17 protein-coding genes are annotated in these 21,397 nt (G+C 63.8%); 7 read left to right on the top strand and 10 right to left on the bottom strand.

The window, feature by feature from the left end; genetic code table 11:
* Window positions 1-3: 3 nt before the first annotated feature.
* On the top strand, window positions 4-1,512 hold the full coding sequence (locus ACVIIV_RS03455) for a hydrogenase large subunit (protein WP_456742918.1): 1,509 nt from the start codon (window positions 4-6) through the stop codon (window positions 1,510-1,512).
* Between the two features lie 3 nt (window positions 1,513-1,515).
* Window positions 1,516-2,034: an NADH-quinone oxidoreductase subunit B family protein gene (locus tag ACVIIV_RS03450; RefSeq protein WP_456742917.1), complete on the top strand. Its 519-nt coding sequence runs from the start codon at window positions 1,516-1,518 to the stop codon at window positions 2,032-2,034.
* A 12-nt stretch (window positions 2,035-2,046) separates the two neighbouring features.
* On the opposite strand, the gene ACVIIV_RS03445 is transcribed toward ACVIIV_RS03450, so the two are convergent.
* From ACVIIV_RS03445 to ACVIIV_RS03400, 10 genes are all read right to left on the bottom strand, one after another.
* A complete protein-coding gene (locus ACVIIV_RS03445; RefSeq protein ID WP_456742916.1) occupies window positions 2,047-3,330 on the bottom strand; it encodes a glycerate kinase type-2 family protein in 1,284 nt (427 codons plus the stop codon).
* 186 nt (window positions 3,331-3,516) lie between these two features.
* Window positions 3,517-4,746, bottom strand: coding sequence for an ABC transporter substrate-binding protein (locus ACVIIV_RS03440; protein WP_456742915.1), 1,230 nt, complete (start codon window positions 4,744-4,746; stop codon window positions 3,517-3,519).
* Window positions 4,747-4,922: 176 nt separating this feature from the next.
* Window positions 4,923-6,149: an ABC transporter substrate-binding protein gene (locus ACVIIV_RS03435; RefSeq protein WP_456742914.1), complete on the bottom strand. Its 1,227-nt coding sequence runs from the start codon at window positions 6,147-6,149 to the stop codon at window positions 4,923-4,925.
* 250 nt (window positions 6,150-6,399) lie between these two features.
* Complete coding sequence (locus ACVIIV_RS03430; protein WP_456742913.1) at window positions 6,400-7,626, bottom strand: ABC transporter substrate-binding protein; 1,227 nt, start codon at window positions 7,624-7,626, stop codon at window positions 6,400-6,402.
* 119 nt (window positions 7,627-7,745) lie between these two features.
* The gene (locus tag ACVIIV_RS03425) at window positions 7,746-8,981 is read right to left on the bottom strand and encodes an ABC transporter substrate-binding protein (RefSeq protein ID WP_456742912.1); all 1,236 of its coding nucleotides are present in this window, start codon (window positions 8,979-8,981) and stop codon (window positions 7,746-7,748) included.
* Window positions 8,982-9,019: 38 nt separating this feature from the next.
* Window positions 9,020-10,039, bottom strand: coding sequence for a branched-chain amino acid ABC transporter permease (locus ACVIIV_RS03420; protein ID WP_456742911.1), 1,020 nt, complete (start codon window positions 10,037-10,039; stop codon window positions 9,020-9,022).
* Between the two features lie 2 nt (window positions 10,040-10,041).
* A complete protein-coding gene (locus ACVIIV_RS03415) occupies window positions 10,042-10,920 on the bottom strand; it encodes a branched-chain amino acid ABC transporter permease (protein WP_456742910.1) in 879 nt (292 codons plus the stop codon).
* A 13-nt stretch (window positions 10,921-10,933) separates the two neighbouring features.
* Window positions 10,934-11,647, bottom strand: a complete 714-nt coding sequence (locus ACVIIV_RS03410) for an ABC transporter ATP-binding protein (RefSeq protein WP_456742909.1) — start codon at window positions 11,645-11,647, stop codon at window positions 10,934-10,936.
* A complete protein-coding gene (locus ACVIIV_RS03405; protein ID WP_456742908.1) occupies window positions 11,644-12,441 on the bottom strand; it encodes an ABC transporter ATP-binding protein in 798 nt (265 codons plus the stop codon). The genes ACVIIV_RS03410 and ACVIIV_RS03405 overlap by 4 nt, the downstream gene beginning before the upstream one ends.
* A 66-nt stretch (window positions 12,442-12,507) precedes the next feature.
* Entirely contained in the window at window positions 12,508-13,374 is an 867-nt protein-coding gene (locus ACVIIV_RS03400; protein WP_456748658.1) for an IclR family transcriptional regulator, read from the bottom strand.
* Between the two features lie 130 nt (window positions 13,375-13,504).
* Between ACVIIV_RS03400 and ACVIIV_RS03395 the strand changes: the two genes are divergently transcribed.
* The 5 genes from ACVIIV_RS03395 to pimD all read left to right on the top strand — a co-directional run bounded on the left by ACVIIV_RS03395 (window position 13,505) and on the right by pimD (window position 21,238).
* Window positions 13,505-15,601, top strand: a complete 2,097-nt coding sequence (locus ACVIIV_RS03395; protein ID WP_456742907.1) for a 3-hydroxyacyl-CoA dehydrogenase NAD-binding domain-containing protein — start codon at window positions 13,505-13,507, stop codon at window positions 15,599-15,601.
* A gap of 111 nt (window positions 15,602-15,712) precedes the next feature.
* On the top strand, window positions 15,713-17,395 hold the full coding sequence (gene pimA, locus ACVIIV_RS03390) for a dicarboxylate--CoA ligase PimA (protein ID WP_456742906.1): 1,683 nt from the start codon (window positions 15,713-15,715) through the stop codon (window positions 17,393-17,395).
* Window positions 17,392-18,579 (top strand): acetyl-CoA C-acyltransferase, encoded by a 1,188-nt coding sequence (locus ACVIIV_RS03385; protein ID WP_456742905.1) that lies wholly within the window; start codon window positions 17,392-17,394, stop codon window positions 18,577-18,579. Before pimA ends, ACVIIV_RS03385 begins: the two co-directional genes overlap by 4 nt.
* A gap of 131 nt (window positions 18,580-18,710) precedes the next feature.
* The gene (pimC, locus tag ACVIIV_RS03380; RefSeq protein WP_456742904.1) at window positions 18,711-19,901 is read left to right on the top strand and encodes a pimeloyl-CoA dehydrogenase large subunit; all 1,191 of its coding nucleotides are present in this window, start codon (window positions 18,711-18,713) and stop codon (window positions 19,899-19,901) included.
* Between the two features lie 194 nt (window positions 19,902-20,095).
* Window positions 20,096-21,238 (top strand): pimeloyl-CoA dehydrogenase small subunit, encoded by a 1,143-nt coding sequence (pimD, locus tag ACVIIV_RS03375; RefSeq protein ID WP_456742903.1) that lies wholly within the window; start codon window positions 20,096-20,098, stop codon window positions 21,236-21,238.
* The last annotated feature ends 159 nt before the right edge of the window (window positions 21,239-21,397 follow it).

The following is a 21,397-nucleotide window of genomic DNA, read 5'->3' as shown; positions in this document are numbered from 1 at the left end:
GCCATGGGCATCCTCGACAGCATCCCCCATGTCAACGCGGTGCCGTCGCACCGACCCTGGCCGCGCGCGGTCGTGACGGAGGCGGGCTGGCAGGCGGCGATCGATCGCCTGGTCAAGGGAGGCCTCACCCTGCTTGGCTTCTGGGGCGAGCCGACCGCGGTGCATATGGCGATGCTCGATGGAGGCTCGGCCGAGATCGCGGTCGTGACCTACGCGTGTACGGCCGGCGCATTTCCAAGCGTCGCCAGCCGTCATCCGCCGGCGCTTCGGCTCGAGCGGACCATTCATGATCTGTTCGGGCTTGTTCCGACCGGCGCTGACGATGTGCGGCCATGGCTCGATCACGACGTCTGGGGCAAATCCTATCCGCTCTCGGTCCGCAACGCAGCGCGCGAGGTGCGGCCGTACCAGTTCCTGCCGTCCGAGGGCGAGGCGTTGCACCAGGTGGCGGTCGGCCCCGTCCATGCCGGGATCATCGAGCCCGGCCATTTCCGCTTCACCGCCAATGGCGAGCATGTGGTTCGGCTGGAGCAGCGGCTCGGCTACACCCACAAGGGCATCGAGTCGCTGATGCAGGGCGCGAGCCTCGAGGCCGCGGCAAAGCTCGCCAATCGCACCTCCGGCGACAGCGCGGTGGCCTACGCTTTCACCTTTGCCCGTGCGGCGGAAGCCGCGCTCGACATCGAGGTGCCGCGGCGCGCGACCTACTTGCGGGCGCTGATGGCGGAATTGGAGCGGCTCGCCAATCATTTCGGCGACATCGGCGCGATCTGCAACGATGCGTCGTTCGCGCTGATGCACGCCCAGACCGGCATTTTGCGCGAGCGGACCCTGCGCGCTGCGGATGCAGCATTCGGCCATCGCCTGATGATGGACGTCGTCGTGCCCGGTGGCGTGGCGCGCGACATCGCGCCCGACGGTATCCCGGCGCTGCGAACGCTGCTTGCTGAAATCAAGAAGGTATTCCCGCGCCTGATCGAGCTTTACGACAACACCGCATCCTTGCAGGACCGCACCGTCACCACGGGCACCGTGAAGGCGGACTATGCGCGTCAGTTCGGCGCCGGCGGCTATGTCGGCCGCGCCTCGGGCCGCAATTTCGATGCACGACGCACGCTTGTTTACGCGCCCTACGATCAATTGTCGTTCGAGGTGCCGGTGCTGGAAGCCGGCGATGTCAACGCACGGGTCTGGATCCGCATCCGCGAGGTCGAGCAGAGCGTCGAGCTGATCGCGCAGATCCTCGATCTGATGGAGCCGGGCGAGATCAGGAGCGCGCCGCTGGCGGGACGCGGCGCATGCGAAGGCCTGGCGCTGACCGAAGCCTTCCGCGGCGACGTTCTGGTGTGGCTGCGGCTCGATGGTGAGTTGCGCGTCGAACGCTGCCAACTCCGCGACGCCTCGTGGTTCCAGTGGCCGCTGCTGGAAACTGCGATCGAGGGCAACATCATTGCCGACTTTCCGCTCTGCAACAAGTCGTTCAACTGTTCCTATTCGGGCGCGGACCTCTAAGCCATGCGCAAGACCCTGCTCGAAAGCCTCACCCATGGCTCACTGACGGAGCCCGCGCCGGCGCCGGACGCGCTGGCGGAGCTTGCAGCGAAAGTCGACCGCGCGGCCCAGGCCAGGCTTGGGCGTTCTCTTGCCATTCGCGAGGTCGATGCCGGGTCCTGCAACGGCTGCGAGCTGGAGATCCACGCGCTGTCCAACGCCTTCTACGACATCGAACGTTTCGGCCTGCGCTTCGTCGCCTCGCCGCGGCACGCCGACGTGCTGCTGGTCACGGGTCCGGTGACGAAGAACATGCGACAGGCGCTGGAGCGGACCTACAACGCGACGCCCGATCCGAAATGGGTCGTCGCGGTCGGCGGCTGCGCGATCGATGGCGGTATTTTCAGAGGCAGCTACGCCTGCGTTGGCGGCGTGTCCGAGACCATTCCGGTGGATCTGCACATCACGGGCTGCCCGCCGTCGCCGACGGACTTGTTGAAGGGCCTGCTCGCGCTGCTGGAGCACGTCAGCGGCAAGCGGTAAGCCGCGCTCACGCTAATCCACCAAGATCACCCTGACGTCGTTCACATTTGTCAGCGTCGGGCCGGGCTGCAGCAGATCCCCGGTCGCCTCGAAGAACGTCGTCGCGTCGTTGTTGTCCAGATAGGCCTGCGGCTGCAGCCCCTGCGCCTTCATCTTCGCGAAGGTCGCGGAGTCGATCAGCGCGCCGGCGGGATCGGTCGGGTTGCCGGCGCCGCCGTCGGCGCCGTCGGTGTCGCCGGCGAGCGCCGAAATATCCGGCGTGTCCTTGAGCAGCTCGGCGAGCGCCAGCGCGTATTCCTGGTTCGGCCCGCCGCGCCCCTGGCCGCGCACGGTGACCGTGAGCTCGCCGCCGGAGAGGATCGCGACGCGCTTGCCCTGGGCGCGTGCTTGCAGCGCCAGCCTGGCATGATCGGCCGCGACCTCGCGCGCCTCGCCTTCGAGATCGGCGCCGAGATCGATGGTCTCGTAGCCGGCCTCGCGCGCGAGCCTCACCGCGGCGTCCAGCGATTGCTTGGGCCGCGCGATCAATTCGAACGACGCGCGCGCGAAGGCGGCGTCACCCGGCTTGCAGCTTTCGTTATTGGGATCGTCGAGGGCGCGGCGCACGGCATCGTCGATGTCGAGCCTGTACTTGGCGACGATCGCGCGCGCGTCCGCCAGCGTTGTCGCATCGGGCACGGTGGGGCCGGAGGCGATCGCGGAAGGATCGTCATGCGGCACGTCGGAGATCGCCAGCGTGATGATCTCCGCGGCACTCCTGCCGGCGCGCGCCAGCCGGCCACCCTTGATGCGCGACAGGTGCTTGCGCACGACATTCATCTCGCCGATCGGCGCACCCGAGCGCAGCAGCGCCTTGTTGACCGCCTGCTTCTGCGCGAAGCTGATGCCGTCCACGGGCGCGATCCAGTTCGCCGAGCCGCCGCCGGTGAGCAGCACCAGCAGCAGATCGTCAGGGCCGGCCTCGCCGGCGAGCGCCAGCGTGTCGGCTGCGCCCTTGAGGCCGGCCTCGTCGGGCACGGGATGACCGGCCTCGACCACGCGGATGCGGCGTGTCGGTACGCCGTAGCCGTGACGCGTGGTGGCGATGCCGACCAACCGCTCCGGCGCGAGCTTGAGCGTATCGAGATAGTGCCGTTCCGCCGCCGCGGCCATCGCGCCGGCACCCTTGCCGGCGGCGAGGCAGATCACGCGTCCCTTGGGAGCAGGCCGCAAGTGAGGGGCCAGCACCACATTGGGATGGGCGGCGGCAACGGCGGCATCGTAGAGCGCGCGGAGCAGGGGACGGCGGTCGGTCATGACGAAGGCCTTCGGAAGACAGGGGAGGTCGGCGGCAAGCGCCAGTCACATGCCTACCGCATCGGGCGCGAAAGCGTAAGCAGGCTTTACCATCATTCGATTGTGCAATCGCGTGATCATAATCCCAGCGCAAACAAAGACCCCCTGCGTGGGCACGCAGGGGGCCTGTTCCGTGCTTTCTTGCGGCTAGCCGCCGGCGTCGGCGCTGATCACGTCGCCGAACAGATCCCATTTGTCGCCCTTGAACTTCATGAGCTGGAGCGAGCTGATCGGTGCGAAGTCGTTCGCGCCGGTGTTGATCTTGATGCCGGGCAGCAGCACTTCGGTGCGGAAATCCTTCAGGCTCGCCGCCTGCTTCATGACGTTCTCGCGCGTGAGATTGTCGCCGCACTTCTTCAGCACTTCGACCAGCGTCTGTGCCACGCCGTAGCCGACGATGGTGCCGCCGTCGAGCTTGTCGCCTTCGGGGAAGTATTTCGTCATGAACTCCAGGAAGGCCTTCATGCCGGCATCGTCCTTCCACTGCGGATCGGACACGTCCTTCAGATATGCGGCCGAGATGATGTCCTGCGAGTTCTCGAAGCCGGCGGGCTTGATCACGCTGCCGACCGAGGCCGACACGTTGTTGAGGAAGTGGGTAGGCTTCCAGCCGATTTCGGAGATCTTCTTGATCGCCTGTGCCGCGAATTTCGGCGTGGTGATGTTGATGAAGACGTCAGCGCCGGTCGCCTTCAGCTTGACGATGTGATTGTCGATGGTCGGCTCCGAAGTCTCGTAGCTTTCCTCCAGCACGATCATGCTTGCGCCCTTGGCGCCGAGGCCGTCCTTCAGGCCCTTCAAATAGTCCTTGCCGTAATCGTCGTTCTGGTAGAGCACGCCGATCTTGGCGTTCGGCATGGCCTTCAGGATGTACTTCGCATAGATCTGCGTCTCGCTCTGGTAGTTGGGCTGCCAGCCCATGGTCCAGGGGAAGTTCTGCGGATCGTTCCACTTGGTGGCGCCGGTGGCGACGAACAGCTGCGGCACCTTCTTCGAGTTCATGTATTTCTGGATCGCCGTGTTCGGCGGTGTGCCGAGCGAGTTGAAGACCAGCAGCACCTCGTCGCTCTCGACCAACTTGCGGGCCTGCTCCACAGTCTTCGGCGGTGAGTACGCGTCGTCGTAGGAGACGAAATTGATCTTGCGGCCGTTGATGCCGCCTTCGTCGTTGACCTTCTTGAAGTAGGCGGCTTCGGTGCGCCCGATGATGCCATAGGCGGAGGCCGGTCCGCTGTAAGGCATGATGTTGCCGATCTTGATCTCGGTGTCGGTCGCGCCGGTATCGTATTTCTTCTGGGCCGATGCAGTTGAGGTCGAAGCCGCGATGAGCGCGAGCGCCAATGATGCGGCCGCAAGCTTGCCGGTGACAGCAGGCATTCCAATCTCCCTATTTTTCTTTGTGTGTGCGTCCCTTTTCTTGTCTCGATTTTTTTCGCGACGCGGCCGCAATTCAATACGATTTGCCCGAACGCTTCAAGGAAAAGCCCCTGCGGCAAGGCCGCAGGGGCTGCGTATTTAGTCGATTGGGCTACATCTTAAGCAACTGGGTAAGGTCAGCCGCCGACGTCGCCGCTCAGGACCTCGCCAAATCGCTCCCAATGCTCGCCCTTGAATCGGATCAATTGGAGCTGCGAGAGTGGCGCGAAATCGGTGGCCGACGTGTTGACCTTGATGCCCGGCAACAGGCCGGCCGGCTCGTAGTCCTTGATATTGGCGGCCTGCTTCATGATGTTCTCGCGGGTCAGATTGTCGCCGCAGGATTTCAGCACGTGCGCCAGGCCTTGTGCGACGACGTAGCCGTACATCACCGAGGCGTCGGCGCGGTTCGCTTCCGGATAGTACTTATCCAGGAATTCGTTCCAGCCAATCATCGCCTTGTCGTCCTTCCACTGCGCGTCGGTCGGATCCATGAAATATTGCGAGGAGATGATGTCCTGAGCGTTCTCGAAGCCGGCCGGCTTGATCACGCTGCCGATTGAGGCCGAGACGTTGTTGAGGAAGTGCAGTGGCCTCCATCCGATCTCGGCGTTCTTCTTGATCGCCTGTGCCGCGAATTTCGGCGTCGTGATGTTGAAGAACACGTCGGCGCCGGTCGCCTTGAGCTTGACGATGTGGGAGTCGATGGTCGGCTCCGATACCTCGTAGCTTTCCTCCATTACGATCATCGAGGTCTTGGCGCCGAGTCCGTCCTTGAAGCCCTTCAGATAGTCTTTGCCGTAGTCGTCGTTCTGGTAGAGCAAGGCGATCTTGGCGTTCGGATGGTTCTTCAGGATGTACTTGGCGTAGATGATCGACTCGATCTGGTAGTTGGGCTGCCAGCCCATCGTCCACGGGAAGTTTTGCGGATCGTTCCACTTGGTGGCGCCGGTTGCGACGAACAGCTGCGGCACCTTCTTCGAATTCATGTATTTCTGGATTGCGGAGTTAGGCGGCGTGCCGAGCGATTGGAAGATCAGCAGCACCTCGTCGCTCTCGACCAGCTTGCGCGCCTGCTCCACCGTCTTCGGCGGCGAGTAGGCGTCGTCATAACTGATGAAGTTGATCTTGCGGCCGTTGATGCCGCCTTCTGCGTTGATCTTGCGGAAATAGGCCTCCTCGGTCTTGCCGATCACGCCGTAGGCGGAGGCCGGTCCGCTGTAGGGCATGATGTTGCCGATCTTGATTTCGGTGTCGGATGCACCGGTATCGTATTTTTTCTGCGCGAACGCTGTCGTGGAAAGGGCGGCAGCCAGCACGAGGGCAGCCGAGAAGGCCCCCAATCGCACATGCATTGCAGGCATCTTGATCTCCCTGGGAGGTTTGAATGTGTCGATTATTCTTGTTGGGGGCGATCGTTGTCGCTCCGTCGCCTATTCAATACCTATCCACGGCCGGCAGCAAGAAGAACGCCCCGCATAAGCGTCGCGGGGTCGGCGATCTTCTTCGGAGACGATGCCGAATATTCCGGCGCGAGAGATTTCGTGCCGCCGATCCACCGCTTGAGTTGCTTTGCGTAGGGGGCTACTATCTTGAATTGCGCCGCCGCGGCGCTCAGTGGCCGATGTCGCTCGAGATGATATCGCCGAACAGCTCCCACTTCCGGCCCCTGAACCGCATCATCTGGAGCTGTTCGATCGGGGCGAAATTGTCCGGCGCGGTATTGATCTTGATGCCGGGCAGCAACGTATCGGGTGCGAAGTCCTTCAGGCTGGCGGCCTGCTTCATGACATTCTCGCGGGTGAGATCGTCGCCGCACATCTGCAGCACCTTCACCACCGTCTGCGCGGCGGCATAGCCGAACACGACGCCGGCATCGAGCTTGTTGGCCTTGGGGTCATATTGGGCGAGGAAGTTGTAGAACTTCTTCATGCCCTCATCGGCATTCCACTGCGGGTCGGAGCCGTCCTTGGTGTAGGTCGCCGACAGGATGCCTTGCGAGATTTCGATGCCCGCCGGCTCCAGTACGCCGCTGACCGAAGCCGAGACGTTGGAGATGATCTGCATCGGATGCCAGTTGATCTCCGCCGCCTTCTTGATCCCCTGCGCGGCGAATTTCGGGCTGGTGATGCTGATGAAGATGTCGGCGCCGGAGGCTTTCAATTTGACGACGTGCTCGTCGATCGCCGGCTCGGAGGTGTCGTAGGCTTCTTCCAGCACGATCATCGAGGTCTTGGGCCCAAGGCCCTCTTTCAGCCCCTTCAGATAGTCCTTGCCGAAATCGTCGTTCTGGTAGAGCACGCCGATCTTTCCGTCCGGCTTCTCCTTCATGACGTACTTGGCGTAGATGCGCGCCTCGCTGACGTAGCTCGGCTGCCAGCCCATGGTCCAGGGATATTGCTTGGGGTCGTTCCATTTCGAGGCGCCGCTCGCCACGAACAATTGCGGCACCTTCTTCTCGTTCATGTATTTGCGGATGGCGCTGTTGGTGGAGGTGCCGAGCGAGCCGAAGATCAGGAGCACACCGTCGCTCTCGACCAGCTTGCGCGCCTGCTCCACCGTCTTCGGCGGCGAATAGCCGTCGTCATAGGAGATGAATTTGATCTTGCGGCCGTTGATGCCGCCCTCGGCATTGACCTTGTTGAAATAGGCTTCCTCGGTCTTGCCGATCGCGGCATAGGCGGAGGCCGGCCCGCTATAGGGCATGATGTTACCGATCTTGATCTCGGTATCGGAAGCGCCGCTGTCGTATTTCTTCTGCGCCAGCACTTCGCTGCTCATTGCAGTGCACAACGCGAATGCGATCCAGAGGACCGCAACCTGAAAACGAACGGCAGTCATTGTTCTCCTACCCCGAGCTGGATCGGCGCCGCATTGAACAAGATTGCGGCCAGACGTCAACAAAAAGCCCCCGCGGTTGCCCGCGGGGGCTCTTCGCGCTGAATTATAGCGTCAGCGTGTCATTCGGAGGCGACGTCGCCGCTGATGATCTCGCCGAACAGTTCCCACTTCTCGCCCTTGAAGCGCATCATCTGGAGCTGCGCGATTGGAGCGAAGTCATTGGCGCCGGTGTTGATCTTGATGCCGGGCAGCAGGGTATCCGGCGCAAAGTCCTTCAGGCTCGCCGCCTGCTTCATGAGGTTGGCGCGGGTGAGATCGTCACCGCACATTTCCAGCACCTTGGCCAGGGTCGACGCGGCGCCGTAGCCATAGACCATGCTGGTGTCGGACTTGTCGGCACCCGGCATGTACTTGTCGACGAACTCGTTCCACCTCTTCATGCCGGGATCGTTGGCCCACTGCGGATCCGTCGAATCCTTGGCATAGGCCGCCGACAACACGCCCTGCGCGTTCTCGAAGCCGGCCGGCTTCATCACGCTGCCGACCGAGATCGACACGTTGGTGAGGATCTGGAGCGGCTTCCAGCTGAGCTCGGCGGTCTTCTTGATGGTCTGGGCCGCGAATTTCGGCGTGGTGTAGATCAAGAGCACGTCGGGATTGGCCGCCTTGATCTTGACGATGTGGCCGTCGATCGACGGCTCGGAGACCTCATAGCTCTCTTCCATGATGATCATGGATGAGGCCTTGGCGCCGAGCCCGTCCTTGGTGCCCTTGAGATAGTCTTTGCCGAAATCGTCGTTCTGATAGAGGATCGCGATCTTGGCGTCGGGCTTCTCCTTCATCAGCCATTTCGCGTAGATGTGCGCTTCGCTCTGGTAGGAGGGCTGCCAGCCCATGGTCCAGGGGAAGTTCTTCGGATCGTTCCACTTGGTCGCGCCGGTGGCGACGAACAGCTGCGGGATCTTCTTGGCGTTGAGGTATTTCTGGATCGCCGTGTTCGAGGGCGTGCCGAGCGGGTTGAAGACCGCCAGCACCTCGTCGCTCTCGACCAGCTTGCGGACCTGCTCGACGGCTTTCGGCGGCGAATAGCCGTCGTCATAGGTCACGAAATTGATCTTGCGGCCGTTGATGCCGCCCTTGTCGTTGATCATCTTGAAATAGGCTTCTTCGGTCTTGCCGATGATGCCATAGGCCGACGCCGGACCGCTGTACGGCATGATGTTGCCGATCTTGATCTCGGTGTCGGACGCGCCGGTGTCGTATTTCTTTTGGGCGAGTGCAGCGCCGGAGGTGAGAGTGACGGTCGCCGTTGCCGTGACCAGCGCGGCGGCTCGCAGTGTTCTTCCGAAAAGCAATTGGGTCTCCTTCGTTAACTAACAGTCGTTGAGAGTTTTCAGTTCTTCCTGAGCTTGCCGACGAATTGCTGGCCCAGGATCGCGATCTGCCTTGCGCCGTGCGGCACGAGGTAGATGACGAGGAACAACAGCACGCCGAACACCGCGCCGGAGAGGCCCTTGGAGATGCTTTCCGCCATGTTCGGCACGAAGATGATGAAGGCCGCGCCGACGAAAGAGCCGGGCAGCCAGCCGACGCCGCCGACGACCATGCCGAGGAACAGCGAGATTGCGAGGTTGATCGTGAAGCTGTCCGGCGCCACGAACTGTACTGCGATGGCGCCGAGCGAGCCGGCAACGCCGGTGATGGCGGCGGAGACGCCGAAGGCCAGCGTCTTGTAGAGCGCGACGTTGACACCCATCGAGGAGGCCGCGATCTCGTTGTCGCGGATCGCCATGAAGGCGCGCCCCGAGCGTGAGCGCAACAGGTTCACCGAGAAGATGTAGATCGCGAGCACAACGGCGAGTGAGAAGTAGTAGAGCCACATGTCCTGCGACATCGGCAGGCCGAACGGCGCGTCAGGCTTGGTGACGACGAGGCCCTGCACGCCGCCGGTCCAGTGCTCAAGGAAGTTCAGCTTGAGCAGCTGCGGCATCGCGGTCGCGAGTGCGAAGGTCGCGAGCGCGAGATAGACGCCGGACAGTCGCAGCGCCGGCTTGCCGAACAGGTAACCGAACGCGAAGCAGACCGCGGCGGAAATCGGAATGGTCAGCGCGTAGTTGATGTTGGCATGCTCCATCAGCACCGCGGACACATAGGCGCCGACGGCGTAGAACGCGCTCTGGCCGAGCGAGAACTGGCCGCTTCCGCCGGTCAGGATGTTCAGCGCCAGCACGGCGAGCCCGTAGATCAGGAGCATCGTCATCTGGAAGATGACGAAGTTCTTGACGAACACCGGCACGATCAACAGCGCCGCCAGCACCACCAGCGAGGTGCCGGTGCCCAGCGTCATGGCCCGCTTCGGAACCGCCTCGACCGCTTCGTGGCCTTCGGCGACGACTTCTTCTGCAGCGCTCATGATCAAACTCGCTTGACGATGTGCCGGCCGAACAGACCAGCGGGTTTGACGACCAGGACGGAGATGATCAGCGCGAGCGCGATCGGAAGTTTCAGCTCGTTGCCGATGCCGGGAATGTAGGTGCCGACGAGGTTCTCGAAGATGCCCATCAGGAAGCCGCCGACCACAGCGCCGAGCGGCGAGGTCAGGCCGCCGAGGACCGCCGCAGCAAAGCCATAGAGCAGGACGCCGACCATCATGTTGGGTTCCAGGAACACGACCGGTGCGATCAGCATGCCGGCAATCGCGCCAATGGCAGAAGCCATGCCCCAGCCGAGTGCGATCATCCAGGATGTATTGATACCGACCAGCCGCGCCGATTCAGGTAACGAGGCGGCGGCTCGCATGGCAAGCCCGATCCGAGTGTACTGAAAGAAGAAGTAGAGCGCGACCAGGAGCAGCAGGGTGACACCGATCATGCCGGCCTGGTGGGTTGAGATCAACTGACTACCAAGGAACGGCGAGGAGCCGAACGGGGTCGGATACTGCTTGATGGTGAAGTCCCAGATCAGGCCGGCCGAGGAGTTGATGATGGCGAACAGCGCGATGAAGCCTGCGACATTGGTCAGGATCGGCGCCTTGGCGAGCGGCTTGAACAGGATGCGCTCGATGGCGATGCCGCCGACAAACGCGAAGACCAGCGTAATCACGAAAGCGCCCCAATAGGGCACACCCCACTGCATCAGCTGCCATGAGACGAAAGTCGCAAACATCGCCATCTCGCCTTGCGCGAAGTTGAGATGGTCGATGGCCTGGTAGATCATGACCACGGCGAGCGCCATGCAGGCATAAATCGCGCCCGTGGCGATGCCGGCCAGGACCTGGTTGGTAAAGAGCTCCATTGTCCCGGCTCCTTCAGTAACCCAGATAGGATTTGCGGATTTCTTCGTTGTGCGCGATGTCCTTGGCCTTGCCCGACATCACGATGCGTCCGGTCTCGATCACATAGGCGTGGTCGGCGAGCTCGAGCGCGAGCTGGGCGTTCTGCTCGACCACCAGGATCGACACCTTGTCCTCGCGGTTGATCTTGCCGAGGATGCCGAACAGATCGCGTACCACCAACGGCGCGAGGCCGAAGGACGGCTCGTCGAGCAGCATCAGCCGCGGCCGCAGCATCAGCGCCCGGGCGACCGCGAGCATCTGCTGCTCGCCGCCGGAGAGCGTGCCGGCCTGCTGGGTATGGCGCTGCTTCAACACCGGGAAATGCGCATACATGCGCTCGATGTCGGAGACGATGCCGGCGCTGTCCTTGCGGGTGATCGCCCCGAGCTGGAGGTTTTCCTCCACGGTCATGGTGGTGAAGGTGCCGCGGCCCTGCGGCACATGGGCGATGCCGAACCGCACGATGTTCTCGGTCGAGCGGTTGTTCAGCGGCTTGCCGTCGAACTCGATCGCGCCGGTCGAGCGCACCATGTTGCAGATCGCGCGCAGCGTCGTGGTCTTGCCGGCGCCGTTGGCCCCGAGCAGAGTCGTGAGGGAACCCTCGTCGAGCGAGAAGGACAGGCCATGGAGCGCCTGGACCTGGCCGTAATAGGCGCGCAGGTCCTTGACGTTGAGCAGTGTCGTCATTGGTCCTTGCTCCCGAGATAGGCCTTGATGACGTCGGGGTCAGCCTGCACCTGGGCGGGGGTGCCTTCCGCGAGCTTCTTGCCGAAATTCAGCGCGACGACGTGGTCGGCAATCGACATCACGAGGCCCATATGGTGCTCGACCAGCAGCACGGTCATGTGGCGCTCATCGCGGATGCGGCGGATGAGGTCGCCCAGCACATAGACTTCCTCGTGATTGAGGCCGCCGGCCGGTTCATCGAGCAGCAGGATCTTCGGATCGGCCGCCAGCGCGCGCGCAAGCTCGACCCGCTTCTGCGTGCCGAAGGGCAGGCCAGAGACGATGGTGTGGGCGACGTCTTCGAGGTCGAGATAGGCGAGGATCTCGTGCACCTTCTTGTTGACGCTGGTCTCGCTGCGCCGGACCCAGGCAAGTTTCAGCGAGTCGCTGATGATGTCGCTGGAGGTCTTCGAATGCGCGCCGACGCGGACGTTGTCCATCACCGACAGATTCGGAAACAGCGCCACGTTCTGGAAGGTGCGGCCGATGCCGATCTCGGCGATCCGGTGCGGCGGCCGCGACAGGATGCTCACGCCGTCCATCAGGATGTCGCCGGACGACGGCTGATACAGCCGCGAGAGACAGTTGAAGAGCGTGGTCTTGCCGGCGCCGTTGGGGCCGATCAAGCCGAGGATCTGGCCCTTGTGCATGTCGAAGGACACGCCGTTGAGCGCGACGATGCCGCCGAACACGACGCTGACGTCGCGAACTGCGAGCAGGGGCGATGTCCCCTGCGCGAGCTGGGCCTGCGTCATCTCGTCTCGCTCACGTCGTGCAGTGAGCGATGGGGCGATGCGAACCGCTCCCGATGATGACAAAGGCTATCTGAACCCCTCGGCCACACGCGCAACTTTTCCTCCTGATTTCAGCTTTTTGCTGATGTCTTTTTTGGAATGCGGCATCAGACCCCCGAGCGCCGCTTCGATGTTCCTTACCATCGCTAGGAGACGCGGTCCAATGTCGTTGATCAAACGCTCTTCCGTGAAACGGAATGCTGGCGCGCCGCAATTGAATGCGTAAGGTCCGGTTCCGTCGTTGAGCCTGAGCGCGACTCCGGCCGCGCCAATATCGTCGTGCCAGTCGCCGACCGAAATCGCAAAACCGTATTTCGCCACGGTCTCGCCGGAACGTTCCAATCCGTCGCGCATCTTCGGCCAGCGGCTGCCGTAATGTTCGCGCAGAGTGCGCGACACTTCAGCGCGACCCTCGTCGTCGAGCGCCCAGAAATAGGCGCGGCCCATCGCGCTGGTTGCAATCGGCACGCGCGAGCCGACGTCAAGTTGAACGCCGACCGTCTCGTTGCCGCGGCTCTGCCCGAAATAAATCATGCTGTGACGGTCGCGGCCGCCGACGGCGACGGCGCCGCCGGTCGCGCGCATCACTTCCTCGCGGAACGGCTCGGACAAATGCCGAACGCCCAGATTGGCCAATGCCGCGTAACCGAGCGACATCGCTGCGGGTGCGAGCTGGTACTTCTCGAACCGGGGAACCGGCGTCAGATAGCCGAGCTTGGTCAAGGTGTAGGTCAGCCGCGACACGGTCGGCTTGGGCAGATTGGTGCGGGCCGCAATCTCCTGATTGCCGAGAAGGCCGTCATTGGGTTGGAACGCGCGCAATACATCCAGTCCGCGGGAAAGCGCGACGACGAAATTCCGATCGGTCGCAGTCTTCTTTCCTGTACGCTTCATCCCTGATCTGCTTCTTGCGCGGAGTCGTTGACAACGTCCGTGCTTCAAAATAACCCTGCCGTCAAGATGCGGAATTAAATTCCGCACCGCGAAATCGAATAAAAGTAAATCCCCACCAAGGAGGGACACCGTGAGCGAAGTGGTCAAGCTTGAGCGTCATGATGAAGTCGGGATCGTCACGGTCAACAGCCCGCCGGTCAATGCGCTGAGTGCCGCAGTCCGCGGCGGTATCCTGGACTGCATCAAGGCTGCAGTCGCCGATTCCGCCATCAAGGGCATCGTGCTGACCTGCGCCGGCCGCACCTTCATCGCCGGTGCCGACATCACCGAGTTCGGCAAGCCGCCGAAGCCGCCCGCCCTCAACGACGTGCTGTCCGAGATCGAGAATTCGACCAAGCCGGTCGTTGCCGCAATCCACGGCACCGCGCTCGGCGGCGGCCTCGAGGTCGCGCTGGCGTGTCATTTCCGCGTCGCCGTCAAGGAAGCCAAGCTCGGCCTGCCCGAGGTGAAGCTCGGCCTCTTGCCCGGCGCCGGCGGCACCCAGCGTCTGCCGCGTGCGGTGGGCCCAGAGCTCGCGGTCAAGATGATCGTCGGCGGCGACCCGATCGGTGCGGCGGAAGCGCTGAAGAGCGGCTTGATCGAGGAGATCGTCGAGGGGCCAGCCTCGGGCGGCGAAGCCTTCGTGCGCAAGCTGCTCGCCGAAAAGCGCCCGCTGCGGCGCCTGCGAGATGACGATTCCAAGCTCGCGGCCGCCAAGGCCGACCGCTCGATCTTCACCAACGCGGTCGCGGCCATGACCAAGAAGTCGCGCGGCTTGGAAGCGCCGTTCGCGGCGGCCGATGCCGTCGGCTACGCCATCGACCTGCCGTTCGACGAAGGCCTGAAGAAGGAGCGCGAGGGCTTCCTCAAGCTCGTCGCCAGCGATCAGTCCAAGGCGCAGCGCTACGCCTTTTTCGCCGAGCGCGAGGCCAACAAGATCGCGGGCGTGCCTGAAGGCACCAAGCCGCGTCCGGTCAACCGCGTCGCCATTCTCGGCGCCGGCACCATGGGCGGCGGCATTGCGATGTCCTTTGCCAATGCGGGCGTTCCCGTCACCCTGATCGAGACCGGCGAGGAGCAGCTCAAGCGCGGCATGGGCGTCATGCAGAAGAACTGGGAGGCGACCGCCGCGCGCGGCGGCATCCCGGCGGATGCGCCCGCCAAGCGCATGGCGCTGATCGACGGCAAGGTCGGCATCGAGAATGTCGGCGATGCCGACCTCGTCATCGAGGCCGTGTTCGAGACCATGGCGGTGAAGAAGGAGGTGTTCGGCAAGCTCGACCAGTACGCCAAGCCCGGCGCCGTGCTCGCCTCCAATACCTCGTATCTCAACATCGATGAGATCGCGAAGTCGACCAAGCGTCCGCAGGACGTGCTCGGCATGCACTTCTTCTCGCCGGCCAACGTCATGAAGCTCTGCGAGATCGTCCGCGCCGACAAGACCGCGCCCGATGCGCTCGTCACTGCGGTGACGATCGCACGCAAGATCGCGAAGGTGCCGGCCGTGGTCGGCGTCTGCGACGGCTTCGTCGGCAACCGCATGCTCGCCCAGCGCGGCAAGCAGTCCGAGAAGCTGTTGTTCGAAGGCGCCCTGCCGCAGCAGGTCGATGCCGTCGTCACCAAGTTCGGCATGCCGATGGGGCCGTTCGCGATGGGCGACCTTGCCGGCCTCGACATCGGCTGGCGCTCGCGCAAGGATCGCGGCATCAAGTCCGAGATCGCGGACGCGCTGTGCGAAGCCGGCCGCTTCGGCCAGAAGACCGGCAAGGGCTACTACAAGTATGAAGCCGGCTCGCGTGCGCCGCTGCCCGATCCTGATGTCGAGAAGCTGATCGACGAGACGCTGCTGCGCCTGGGGCGCAAGAAGCGCGTCGTCAGCGACGAGGAGATCCTCGAGCGCATGATGTATCCGATGATCAACGAGGGCGCCAAGATCCTCGAAGAGGGCATCGCGGCGCGCCCCTCCGACATCGACGTGGTCTGGCTCTACGGCTATGGCTGGCCGATCTACCGCGGCGGCCCGATGTTCTGGGCCGACAGCGTCGGCCTCAAGCACATCGCCGATCGCCTGTCGTTCTACGCCAAGGAGACCAACGACCCGAGCCTCGAGCCCGCCCCGCTGCTGAAGAAGCTCGCGGCGGAGGGCAAGACGTTTGCGTCGCTCGCGGCCGAGTCGAAAGCGGCGTGATGGTTGGCGTCATTCCGGGGCGATGCGCAGCATCGAACCCGGAATCTCGAGATTCCGGGTTCGGCTCTTCGAGCCGCCCCGGAATGACGGTCTGTGTGGTTTAGAGAAGCAATGACCCATCCCGGCGAACAGTTTTACCCCGAGGGCGTGCGGTGGGACGACCCCATCCTCCAGGGCACGCTCCCGGACCTCCTGGCGAAAGCCGCCGCCGATTACGGCCCGCGCACCGCGCTGGAATTCCGCGACCGTCCGATCACCTACACCGAGCTCGCTGTGATGGCCGAGCGTGCCGCCGCGGCGTTCCTGCGCGCCGGCTGCGACAAGGACTCTTCCGCCGCGCTATTCCTCGGCAATACGCCGGATCACCCCGTCAATTTCTTCGGCGCGCTCAAGGCAGGCAGCCGCGTTGCGCATCTGTCCCCGCTCGACGGCGAGATCGCGCTGATTCACAAGATCTCCGACTCCGGCTCGCGCCTGCTCGTCACCTCGAACCTTGCGGCGCTGCTGCCGACCGCGCTGAAGTTCCTGGAGAAGGGCCTGATCGATCGCCTGGTTGTTTGCGAGGACGATCATTGGGGCAAGGTCGGCACGCCGCAGGCGGCGATTCCCGATGATCCCCGCATCGTCACCTTCAAGACCTTCGTCGAGGGCGCGACCGGGCCGGCAGAGTGGCCCCCCGTGACGGCCGACGACGTCGCGCTGCTGCAATATACCGGCGGCACCACCGGCCTGCCCAAGGGCGCGATGCTCACCCATGGCAATCTCACCGCGGCGGTGTCGATCTACGACGTCTGGGGCAAGCCGTCGCGCGCCGCGCGCGGCGATGTGATCGAGCGCGTGATCTGCGTGCTGCCGTTGTTCCACATCTATGCGCTCACAGTTGTGCTGCTGTCCTCGCTCCGCCGCGGCAACCTGATCTCGCTGCACCAGCGCTTCGACGTCGAGGCGGTCATGCGCGACATCGAAATCAAGCGCGCAACTTACTTCCCGGGCGTGCCGACGATGTGGATCGCGATCGCCGCGCTCCCCGATCTCGACAAGCGCGACTTCTCCTCGCTCGCCACCATCGGCTCCGGCGGCGCGCCGCTGCCGGTCGAGATCGCGAGCTTCTTCGAGCGCAAGGTCGGCAAGAAGCTGCGCAGCGGCTGGGGCATGACCGAGACCTGCTCGCCCGGCACCGGCCATCCGCCCACCGGCCCGGACAAGCCCGGCTCGATCGGCCTGATGCTGCCCGGCGTCGAGCTCGACGTCGTCGCGCTGGACGATCCGACAAAGGTGTTGCCGCCCGGCGAGGTCGGCGAGATCCGCATCAAGGGCCCGAACGTCACCAAGGGCTACTGGAACAAGCCGGAGGGTTCCGCGGAGGCCTTCGTCGACGGCCGCTTTCTCACCGGCGACATCGGCTATGTCGACACCGACGGCTATTTCTTCCTGGTCGACCGCAAGAAGGACATGATCATCTCCGGCGGCTTCAACGTCTATCCGCAGATGATCGAGCAGGCGATCTACACCATTCCGGGCGTGCACGAGGTGATCGTGCTCGGCATTCCCGACCAGTACCGCGGCGAGGCCGCAAAGGCCTTCATCAAGCTCAAGCCCGACGCAAAGCCGTTCACGCTCGATGAGCTGCGCGCGCAGCTCGCCGGCAAGCTCGGCAAGCACGAGCTGCCGGCCGCGGTCGAGTTCGTCGCCGACCTGCCGCGCACGCCGGTCGGAAAATTGTCGCGCCACGAATTGCGCCAGCAGCAGAAACCGTCACAATCCACCAAAACCGCATCAGGAGCTCGTTCTTGACCGACGCCGTCATCGTTTCCACCGCCCGCACCCCGATCGGCAAGGCCTATCGCGGCGCACTCAACGCCACCGAGGGCGCAACGCTGCTCGGCCATGCCATCGGTGAGGCCGTCGCGCGCGCCAAGATCGATCCGAAGGAGGTCGAGGACGTGGTGATGGGCGCGGCGCTCCAGCAGGGCGCGACCGGCGGCAACATCGCGCGCAAGGCGCTGCTCCGCGCCGGCCTTCCCGTTACCGTGGCGGGCACCACCATCGACCGGCAGTGTGCCTCGGGCCTGCAGGCGATCGCGCTCGCCGCGCGCTCGGTGATCTTCGACGGCGTCGAGATCGCGGTCGGCGGCGGCGGCGAGTCGATCTCGCTCGTGCAGAACGACAAGATGAACGGCTTCCATGCGCAGGATCCGGCGCTGCTCAAGATCAAGGGCGAGGTTTACATGCCCATGATCGACACGGCCGAGGTCGTCGCCAAGCGCTACGGCATCTCGCGCGAACGCCAGGACGAATACTCGCTGGAGAGCCAGCGCCGCACCGCCGCCGCGCAGCAGGGTGGCAAGTTCAAGGACGAGATCGCGCCGATCACCACGCAGATGGCGGTCACCGACAAGGCGACCGGCGCCGTGTCGATGAAGGAAGTCACGCTGTCGCAGGACGAGGGCCCGCGCCCGGAAACCACGGCTGAGGGTCTTGCCGGCCTCAAGCCCGTGCGCGGCGAAGGTTTCACCGTCACCGCCGGCAACGCCAGCCAGCTCTCCGATGGTGCCAGCGCCACCGTGATCATGAGCGACAAGGAAGCCGCCAAGCGCGGCCTTGCGCCGCTCGGCATCTTCCGCGGCTTCGTCTCCGCCGGCTGCGAGCCGGACGAGATGGGCATCGGCCCGGTCTTCGCCGTGCCGCGCCTCTTGAAGCGCCACGGCCTCACCGTCGACGATATCGGCCTCTGGGAGCTGAACGAAGCCTTCGCGGTACAGGTGCTGTATTGCCGCGACAAGCTCGGCATCGACCCCGAGAAGATCAACGTCGATGGCGGCGCCATCGCGGTCGGGCATCCCTACGGCATGTCCGGCGCGCGCCTCACCGGCCACGCCCTGATCGAAGGCCGCCGCCGCAAGGCCAAATACGCAGTCGTCACCATGTGCGTCGGCGGCGGCATGGGCGCGGCCGGCTTGTTCGAGGTGCTGCAGTAGTTGCTGTCGTTCCCAGGCATTCGCGGTACGCGAATGAACCCGGAACCTCGAGCCACAACTTCTGGACTCCGGGTTCGCGCTTCGCGCGCCCCGGAGTGACGAATAGAGAATAACGCTCACAGGAGGATCCGATGGATCTCGCATTCACGAAAGAAGAGCAGGCGTTTCGCGAGGAAGTGCGGCAGTTCTTCCGCGACAACGTGCCGCCGGATACGCGGCGCAAGATGGTCGAGGGCCGCCATCTCTCGAAGGACGAGATGGTGAATTGGTGGCGCATCCTCAACAAGAAGGGCTGGGGCGTCAGCCATTGGCCGAAGGAATATGGCGGAACTGGGTGGACGCCCGTGCAGCATTACATCTTCAACGAGGAGCTTCAGGCGCATCCGGCGCCGCAGCCGCTCGCCTTCGGCGTCAGCATGGTCGGCCCTGTGATCTACACCTTCGGCAACGAGGAGCAGAAGAAGAAGTATCTTCCGCGCATCGCCAGTGTCGACGACTGGTGGTGCCAGGGCTTCTCCGAGCCCGGCTCCGGCTCCGACCTCGCCTCGCTCAAGACCAAGGCCGAGCGCCGTGGCGACAAATGGATCATCAACGGCCAGAAGACCTGGACCACGCTCGCCCAGCACGCCGACATGATCTTCTGCCTCTGCCGCACCGACAACAACGCCAAGAAGCAGATGGGCATCTCCTTCATCGTGTTCTCGATGAAGTCGAAGGGCGTCACGGTGCGCCCGATCCAGACCATTGACGGCGGCCATGAGGTCAACGAGGTCTTCTTCGACGACGTCGAGGTTCCCTACGAGAACCTGATCGGCGAGGAGAACAAGGGCTGGGACTACGCCAAATTCCTGCTCGGCAATGAGCGCACCGGCATTGCCCGCGTCGGCGTCTCCAAGGAGCGCATCCGCCGCATCAGGGATCTCGCCTCCAAGGTCGAGTCCGGCGGCAAGCCGATCATCCAGGATCCCGCCTTCCGCGAGAAGCTGGCAGCCTGCGAGATCGAGCTGAAGGCGCTCGAGCTCACTCAGCTCCGCGTCGTCGCGGACGAAGGCAAGCACGGCAAGGGCAAGCCCAATCCGGCTTCTTCCGTGCTGAAGATCAAGGGCTCCGAGATCCAGCAGACCACCACAGAGCTCTTGATGGAAGTGATCGGCCCCTTCGCCGCGCCTTACGACGTGCACGGCGACGACGGCTCGAACGAGGCCATGGACTGGACCGCACAGATCGCGCCGAGCTACTTCAACAACCGCAAGGTCTCGATCTACGGCGGCTCCAACGAGATCCAGCGCAACATCATCGCCAAGGCGGTGCTGGGGCTGTGATGCTCTTTCTTCCCCCTCTCCCCGTTCTTACGGGGAGAGGGAGGGGTGAGGGGCCTCTCTCCGCGTAGAGAAAGTCGCGAGAGCGGTACCCCCCTCACCCGACGCGTTTCACGCGTCGACCTCTCCCCGCAGGCGGGGAGAGGTGAAGAGGGCCCCCCGCACCACACAGACACTGATTACTTGAGGAAACAGAAATGGATTTTGATCTGTCCGAGGAGCAGCGGCTTCTCAAGGAAAGCATCGACGGCCTGCTGACCGATTCCTACGATTTCGAGCAGCGCAAGAAGTACATGGCGGAGAAGGGCGGCTGGAGCAAAACGGTCTGGCTCAAGCTCGCCGAGCAAGGCCTCTTGGGCCTGCCCTTCAGCGAGGCTGATGGCGGCTTCGGCGGCGGCGGCGTCGAGACCATGATCGTGATGGAAGCGCTCGGCAAGGCGCTGGTGCTGGAGCCTTATCTCGCAACGGTCGTGATCGGCGGCGGCTTCCTGCGCCATGCCGGCACCGACGCGCAGAAGGCGGCCCACGTGCCTGCCATCATCGACGGCAGCAAGACGCTGGCCTTTGCCCAGCTCGAGAAGAACTCGCGCTACGATCTGTTCGACGTCTCGACGACCGCGAAGAAGAAGGGCGACCGTTGGGTGATCGACGGCGAGAAGTTCGTCGTGCTCAACGGCGAGAACGCCGACACGCTGATCGTCACCGCCCGCACCAAGGGCGATCGCCGCGACAGAAGCGGCATCGGCGTGTTCCTGGTGCCTGGCAATGCCAAGGGCGTCGCCAGGAAGGGGTATCCCACCCAGGACGGTCTGCACGCTGCCGACATCACCTTCACCGGCGTCGAGGTCGGTGCCGACGCCGTGCTCGGAAACCCCGAGGACTCGCTCGCGCTGATCGAGCGCGTGGTGGACGAAGCCCGCGTCGCGCTCTGTGCCGAGGCGGTCGGCCTGATGGACGAATCGCTCAAGACCACGGTCGAGTACATCAAGACCCGAAAGCAGTTCGGCGTCGCGATCGGCTCGTTCCAGTCGCTGCAGCACCGCGCCTCCGACATGTTCGTCGCGGCCGAGCAGGCGCGCTCGATGTCGATGTTCGCGACCATGGCGAACGATTTCGAGGACGCCAGGGAGCGCACCAATGCGATCGCCGCGGCCAAGGTGCAGATCGGCAAGTCGCTGAAATTCGTCGGCCAGCAGGCGATCCAACTCCACGGCGGCATCGGCATGACCATGGAGGCGAAGATCGGCCACTACTTCAAGCGCCTCACCATGATCGAGAATAGCTTTGGCGACACCGACTACCACCAGCGCCGCGTCGCCGACGCGGGCGGGTTGATCTGAGGCCACACGATGACTGTCATCCCGGGACATCACGAAGCGATGAGCCCCGGGATCTCTCCACGTCGTCATTGCGAGCGAAGCGAAGCAATCCAGGATCTTTCCCTTGAGGCAGTCTGGATTGCTTCGTCGCTTCGCTCCTCGCAATGACGGAGGTTGTTG

It is taken from the genome of Bradyrhizobium sp. USDA 4354 (assembly GCF_054060315.1).
The sequence above is the reverse complement of the archived record's forward strand: the minus strand, read 5'-3'. Positions and strand labels throughout refer to the sequence as shown.